Here is a 6,661-nt window from a genome sequence, read left to right on the forward strand (position 1 = left end):
GCCTTGGTGGTTTCGGGTATCGCTCTTAACCCAAACGGTCTGACGGTTCATCTTAAAGTTCCTCCCATCTGCAGTCAAAGGGGTCAAAAAAGTGAGGTTGGAAAACGGGACTCGATTCAGTGGCTATGGAAGCGGCGGCAGTGCAACACCACTGCAATATAATGAAGTGCAGCCACCGCCGAACTAAGCATCTCGCGCCAGCCCGGAGTTCAATCTCATCAATCAACTGAGGCCGGGGAAGAGAAGCGACGAGAGCTAACCCCTATCGATAAATGGATCCCATATTGCTATTGGGTACAAGAAGTTTAGCACCAACTCCATGAGAACATCGCTAAGAGTTGTAGATTAAAATAAAAAGCTCTAGATTTTCCTAAAGTCTTGTTGCAAAACCAGGAATAGGGTCACTTAATCTTCTTCAAAGAGCCAGTTGTAAATCTTGCTCAAGTGGGGCCAAGCAGGACGGCGGTTCCCTCCCTCTTGCAGGTTGGATTTGACACCCTCAATCTGCTCGGGATCCCGTGCCAAGATTTGCTTAATGGCCTCCACCTGCTGGCGTACCCCGGTTTTTTTCAGCTCCAGCATGGCTAGGGTCAGATTCACACGGGGCTGGGCATCCACCGGATCCAACTTCACAGCAGTCTGGGCGGCCTTCAGAGCTTTTTCCGCCTGCCCCTCCAGAAGGTAGAGCCAGGACAAGCACGTCCAAGCCGCCGCCGCCTTTGGGGATCCCTTACAGATCGACTCAAAAGAGGGAATTAACGTCTTGGCTGCTTCCCCGGATTCATAGCGCCGAATCCCTTCCTGAAACAATTCTTCAATTTTTTGGCTCATCTCCCCCAACCCAGCACATCAACCTATTGACAAAATCGACAAGCTACCCGTGTAGGGTCGCTCTTGCCTGCTCGCTCATCTGTTGTAGCGCACTGCCGCTGGGGAGAGGGATCCCTTCTCCTTCGGCCAGCCAGAGCCAGTACTCGATATTGCCGGCAGAGCCGGTAATGGGCGACCACGTGTAGCCTTGCACCTGCCAACCCTGGGCCACGGCCGAGCGCATCACCGTCTCCAGCACGCGGGCATGGACAACCGGATCCCGTACCACCCCCTTTTTACCCACCTGGTCTCGGCCCGCCTCAAACTGGGGCTTCACCAGCAACAGCGCCTCCCGTGGGAAACGCAACAGGTTCCACAGCGGAGCTAGCACCTTAGTCAGGGAAATAAAAGACAGGTCTACCACCGCCAAATCCGGCCAGCTCTGGGGAGGTGCCTCGCTTCCGTACAGATCCTCCGGCTGCAGATGGCGCAAGTTGGCCCGCTCCTTTAGGATCACCCGCGCATCCGTTCGCAAAGACCAGGCCAGTTGCCCATAGCCCACATCCACTCCGTAGACCCGCTGGGCTCCCCGTTTCAACAAGCAGTCTGTAAAACCTCCTGTGGAAATGCCCGCATCCAAACAAATACGACCCTGCACCTGAACAGGAAAAGTTTGCAGCGCCCCCTGTAGCTTTTCTCCCCCCCGTGAGACAAAAGCAGGCCCAGACTGGACTTGCACCGCTGGATCCCCGCTCACCCAGGTTCCAGGCTTTTCCGCCCGCACCCCATTTAGAAAGACTTCTCCTGCCAAAATGGAGCGTTGCGCTTGCTGGCGTGAGGAAAAATATCCGCGCTCCACCAACCAGCTATCCAGACGCACCCGCTTGGCCATCTCGCCGGTGCCTCACCTTGCATAGATCTTCCCGCCCATTAGAATAGGCGAGCGGGATCCCAACTGACCAGAATTGAGGGATCGCCAACAGCAGATTAGCCGAACCGTCCGCTCACGTACTCTTCCGTTTCCCGATGGGCGGGAGAGTTAAAGATTTTCTCAGTGCGGTTAAACTCCACCAGCCGTCCGTAGCGAAACCCCTCTTCGTCGACTTCAGTGTTGAAGAAAGCGGTAAAGTCGGAGACCCGCGCTGCCTGCTGCATGTTGTGGGTAACGATAATGATCGTGTAGCGACGGCCCAGTTCCTTGAGCAACTCCTCAATGCGCAACGTGGAGATTGGATCCAACGAGGCACAAGGCTCGTCCATCAGGATAACCTCCGGCTGGATGGCCAAGGTGCGGGCAATGCAAAGACGCTGCTGCTGTCCCCCCGAAAGGGAGAGCCCACTCATCTTCAGCTTGTCTTTCACCTCATCCCAGAGGACGGCCTGACGCAATGTGCGCTCTACCAGCTCATCCAAGTCTCCTTGGTAGCCGTTGATCCGTGGCCCAAAGGCAATGTTGTCGTAGATGGACTTCGGGAAGGGGTTGGGCTTTTGGAACACCAGGCCAACTCGCCGCCGCACTTCAGCAGGATCTACATCGGGATCGTAGATGTTTTTCCCGTGAAAAATGACGGATCCCTCTACTCTCGCCCCCGGGATCAGATCGTTCATGCGGTTAAAGCAGCGCAGCAAAGTACTCTTGCCGCAGCCGGAAGGGCCAATAAAAGCAGTGATGTGATTCTTGGGAATCTTCAGAGAAACCTGCTTCACCGCCAAATGAGAGCCGTAGTAAACACTGACTGCTTGCGTTTCCAGCTTAACAGTTAATTTGGCAGACTTCTCAGAGGAATCAGGAGTGCCGGGAAATGGAGGGCGCATAGGAATACCAGAGGTAGACGTTGCTTCAGAACCCAAACTCAAAATCGAAGAATAGTGAGGCAAAAATCTCAGAAGAACCAGATCAGATAGTAATGGTTTCCTGACGACGACTCAGCAGCAGCCGGAAACTGATCGTGGTGATCAAAACCAGAATCACCAAAGCCAAGGCTCCTCCCCAAGCAATTTTCTGCTGGTTCTCGAAGGGAACAATGGCAAAGTTGTAGATCAGCACCGCCAACGAGGCTACTGGCTTCAGCAGACCATCAGGCCATAGAAAGCTGAACAGAGCAGTAAAAATTAGAGGTGCAGTCTCCCCAGCTGCTCGGGCAATGGCCAAGGTCACTCCCGTCAGAACGACCGGCAAAGCAGCTGGCAAAACGACCCGAAACACAGTCTGCACCCGCGAAGCTCCCAAGGCGTAGGCGGCAGCCCGAGTGTCCGCCGGCACCAAGCGCAGAGCCTCCTCGCAGGAGAGGATGATGATCGGCAAAGTCAATACCGATAGAGCTACTCCGCCAGAAAGGGCAGAAAAGGTCTTGGTGGAAAGCACCAGCACCCCATAGGCGAACACGCCAGCGATGATGGAAGGAACCCCCGTCAGCACTTTGATAATGAAACGCAGAGATGATGCTGTAGAACTGTTCTGGCCGAACTCCGAGAGATAGATCGCAGCAAATAGACCAATAGGGAAAGTGATTGTAATGGCAATCGATACCACAATGATCGTTCCCAGCACAGCGTTGCCAAAGCCGCCTACCTGATCGCCAGGAGGAGGAGGAAGCTGGGTTAAGGTCTGCCAATTGAAGCGCTCAATGCCATTGACGAAAACATAGTAAAGGATGGAAGCGAGCACAAAAATCGCAAAAATGCTGGAAGCAAAGATCAGGCCTGTCATCACCCAGTCCAGCACGACGCGCTTGGATCTGACTTTGCGTTTGAATAAATTGGCCTGTGCTGCCACTTGTGTCGCCATGTTCCTCTACTCCCGAGAAGCCGTCAAAGCAAACTTGACCTGACGAACCATCAGCTCAGCGATGATGTTGACCACCAGCGTAATGACCAGCAAGATCAAAGCCGCATACATCAGAGCCGAGATCTGCTCGTCGGCTGCTTCTGCAAACTCGCTGGCCAGCAATGCAGGGATGTTGCTGGCAGGAGCCAAAAGCGAGACTCTAATCCCCCGCGCATTGCCAATCAGCATTGCCACCGCCATGGTCTCGCCCAGGGCGCGTCCCAAACCCAGCACCACAGCCCCCAACATACCCCCAATCGCAGCCGGTAGTACCACTCCAAAAATGGCTTCCCATCGCGTAGCCCCCATCGCATAGGCAGCCGCGCGCAGCTCAGGAGGAACAGCCACCAAAACCTCTCTGGCGATGGCCGTGATGATGGGGATGATCATGATCCCCAAGACAACCCCTGCCGTCAGCATCCCCGGCCCAATCGGTGGTGTGCTGAAAATGGGAAGCCAATTGAAGTTCTCGTACAGGAACATCTGAACGGGGCGGAAGAAGGGGATGAAGACAAACAATCCCCAAATGCCGAACACCACACTGGGAATAGCCGCCAACAGCTCAACCACAATGATCAGAGCCAGACGCAAGGACTTCGGAAGAAAATCCTCGCTCAGAAAAATAGAGATGCCAAAGCTAAAAGGAACCCCCACAATCAGAGCGATGAGAGAAGTCACTAGCGTGCCGTAGATCTGTGGCCAGGCCCCATAGACGTCCTCGACCGGATCCCAGGTGGTGCTCCAGAAGAAACTCAGTCCAAACTTGCTGATAGCTGGCAAAGACTGAATGCCGATCTCCAGAGCAATCCAGAGCAGCAGGAAGGCCGAGAAAAACACGGCAATCCGCGTAGCCCAGATAAAAACCTGGTCGCGCCGGCGCTGGAAAACCGGCCGAGGCCGAAACATAGAACTGCTGTCAGAAAAAAAGGTATTCATCCGCCTGAAGCCAGAAGTGGTTGGTAAGAGTTTTTACGGGGTAATGCCTTCCAGCGCAGCCAGAGCTTTTTGCCGCGTTTCTTCCGGCAGAGGGACATATCCCAACTGCTCAGCGAAAGCCTGCCCCTCAGTAAGGCCGTAGCGGAGAAACTCTTTAACGGCCTTGGAAGTCTCGGCTTTGGGGTAAACCTTGTAGGCAAGGATCCAGGTGTAGCCCACAATAGGGTAAGAGTCTTCCCCAATAGGATCCGGATCGACCCCCAGCAAACGCTCGTCGAGCTGAATTCTGGCCAGCGCCGCTTTCTCCGTCTCGACGTTGGGAGTTACAAACTTGCCTGCCCGGTTTTCCAGACGGGCAATGTTCAGGTTGTTGAGCTTGGCAAAGCCGAATTCCACGTAGCCAATCGAGCCAGGAATTTGCTTGATCTGCTCGGAAACCCCTTCGTTCCCACGCGCCCCTACGCCGGTTGGCCAGTTTACCGAAGAGCCGCGACCCACCTTTTGCTTCCACTCTGGGCTAATAGCGTTGAGGTGAGTGGTGAAGATATCGGTGGTACCACTTCCATCAGAGCGATGCACGACGGTAATCGGCAAATTCGGGAAAGTCACCTGTGGGTTAAGGCCAGCCAGCAGGGGATCGTTCCAGTTCTTGATCTTGCCCAGGAAGATATTCGCCAGTGCCAGGCGGGAAAGGCGGATTTCGGGGCCCACCCCAGGAATGTTGTACGCTGCAACTAACGCTCCGCCCACCATGGGTACAGAAACCATCCCTTTGGGAGGGTTAGCCTCATTCTCAATTTGGTTGATCTCTTCAGGACGGGGCACGCTGTCACTGGCACCGAAATCGACCGTGCGGGCTACAAACTGCCGACGACCCGCACCGCTTCCTACAGACTGATAGTTGACCTGGATGTTAGGGTTTTTCTTGCCAAACTCTTGGGCCCAAGTTTGATAGATGGGGGCCGGGAAGGTCGCCCCAGCGCCATTGATGGTGATGGTCTGCCGAGCAAACACCCGCTGCCAATTCGTCTGACTGGCCGCAAAGCCGGCAACAGTGGCAGATAGAAACTTCAGGAAAGAACGACGCTCCAAGGGGTGCAACGTCACCATACAGATCTCCTCTCCCAGATGAAGATAAAATCCTAGCCCAGATCTAAAAAAGGCTACTTCACTCGAGAACCTTACCCAACCCAATCAAAACTCGTCGGGCTGGGTATGCCACTACCGCCTGGAAGCTTGGAGGCAACCCTCAAGCTAACCCTGCGATCCTCAACAAGCCTTCAACCGATCGCAACATCCCAGGGATCCCTTTGAGCACGCAGGGTTCCCTCGGGAACGCTCCATTGAAGACTTCGCCAGTCCGCGCAGCTACTATAACGTAAAGGCCAGTTGTTTTTAGTTAAAACGAGGTTAAGCCCAGGTTATCTCTGGGGATATCCGCCAAATGTTGCAAACCCCTCAAGGGATCCCCTTCGGTGTCAGCCACTCTATACCCTCTGCTAAGTATTTCCTGAAACAAATAACCTTCCGCATTTTTGGTTTAGAAACAAGGTGGCTTCTTGTCTTCCTACCGGGGTTGCGAGCGGCAAGAGAGCTTCATCGGCAATGAGCTCCGAGAAGGGATCCCCTATGCCGACGGGCTGGTGGCTATGGCACTCTGGGCTGACGATGAACCTGCTGAGCCTCTAGAATGGAGGGCTGTCGAGAAAAGAAGTGTCTTCCCAATGTCGAAACGTAACATGCAGGTTGTGCTGCGCCAGGCGATCCCAGGGCTGGGCAAGCCCGGAGAGATTGTCAACGTCAAGCCCGGATATGCTCGCAACTACCTCTTCCCGCGGCAGATGGCGGTGCGGGTTACCCCTGGCATATTGAAAGAGCAGCAGATGCGTCTGGAGCAGGAAGCGGCTCGTAAACTGGCAGAAAAACAACGGGCGGAAAACTACAAGACCGCTCTGGAGACCATTGGTCGCTTCGTCATCCGTAAGAAAGTGGGAGAACACGACCTCCTATTTGGGCAGGTGACCACCAGCGATATTGCTGAGGTGGTGCTGGCTACCAGCGGTCTAGATATCGACCGCCGCAACATTC

General features: G+C 54.6%; 7 protein-coding genes. 1 reads left to right on the top strand and 6 read right to left on the bottom strand.

From position 1 onward, the window contains the following. Positions 1-405: 405 nt before the first annotated feature. The 6 genes from NW819_RS03720 to pstS form a co-directional block, all read right to left on the bottom strand. On the bottom strand, positions 406-831 hold the full coding sequence (locus NW819_RS03720) for a hypothetical protein (protein ID WP_011432703.1): 426 nt from the start codon (positions 829-831) through the stop codon (positions 406-408). 43 nt (positions 832-874) lie between these two features. Further along, complete coding sequence (locus tag NW819_RS03725) at positions 875-1,702, bottom strand: TlyA family RNA methyltransferase (protein ID WP_414412924.1); 828 nt, start codon at positions 1,700-1,702, stop codon at positions 875-877. 95 nt (positions 1,703-1,797) lie between these two features. Then, positions 1,798-2,625 (bottom strand): phosphate ABC transporter ATP-binding protein PstB, encoded by an 828-nt coding sequence (gene pstB, locus NW819_RS03730; protein WP_414412925.1) that lies wholly within the window; start codon positions 2,623-2,625, stop codon positions 1,798-1,800. A gap of 82 nt (positions 2,626-2,707) precedes the next feature. Continuing rightward, on the bottom strand, positions 2,708-3,598 hold the full coding sequence (gene pstA / locus NW819_RS03735) for a phosphate ABC transporter permease PstA (RefSeq protein ID WP_414407471.1): 891 nt from the start codon (positions 3,596-3,598) through the stop codon (positions 2,708-2,710). Between the two features lie 6 nt (positions 3,599-3,604). Next, entirely contained in the window at positions 3,605-4,543 is a 939-nt protein-coding gene (gene pstC, locus NW819_RS03740; RefSeq protein ID WP_414412926.1) for a phosphate ABC transporter permease subunit PstC, read from the bottom strand. Positions 4,544-4,606: 63 nt separating this feature from the next. Further along, positions 4,607-5,683 (bottom strand): phosphate ABC transporter substrate-binding protein PstS, encoded by a 1,077-nt coding sequence (gene pstS / locus NW819_RS03745; protein WP_414412927.1) that lies wholly within the window; start codon positions 5,681-5,683, stop codon positions 4,607-4,609. 449 nt (positions 5,684-6,132) lie between these two features. Between pstS and rplI the strand changes: the two genes are divergently transcribed. After that, positions 6,133-6,661 (top strand): 50S ribosomal protein L9 (gene rplI / locus NW819_RS03750; protein ID WP_414412928.1); only part of this gene is annotated, 529 nt, incomplete at its 3' end.

It is taken from the genome of Synechococcus sp. R8-2 (assembly GCF_047461715.1).
In the GTDB taxonomy this organism is placed as follows: Bacteria; Cyanobacteriota; Cyanobacteriia; order Thermostichales; family Thermostichaceae; genus Thermostichus.

Excerpts from the sequence above, each read along its gene's own strand:
- NW819_RS03725 (WP_414412924.1), bottom strand. The coding sequence starts at position 1,702 with ATGGCCAAGCGGGTGCGTCTGGATAGCTGGTTGGTGGAGCGCGGATAT.
- pstC (WP_414412926.1), bottom strand. The coding sequence starts at position 4,543 with ATGTTTCGGCCTCGGCCGGTTTTCCAGCGCCGGCGCGACCAGGTTTTT.
- pstB (WP_414412925.1), bottom strand. The coding sequence starts at position 2,625 with ATGCGCCCTCCATTTCCCGGCACTCCTGATTCCTCTGAGAAGTCTGCC.
- NW819_RS03720 (WP_011432703.1), bottom strand. The coding sequence starts at position 831 with ATGAGCCAAAAAATTGAAGAATTGTTTCAGGAAGGGATTCGGCGCTAT.
- pstS (WP_414412927.1), bottom strand. The coding sequence starts at position 5,683 with ATGGTGACGTTGCACCCCTTGGAGCGTCGTTCTTTCCTGAAGTTTCTA.
- pstA (WP_414407471.1), bottom strand. The coding sequence starts at position 3,598 with ATGGCGACACAAGTGGCAGCACAGGCCAATTTATTCAAACGCAAAGTC.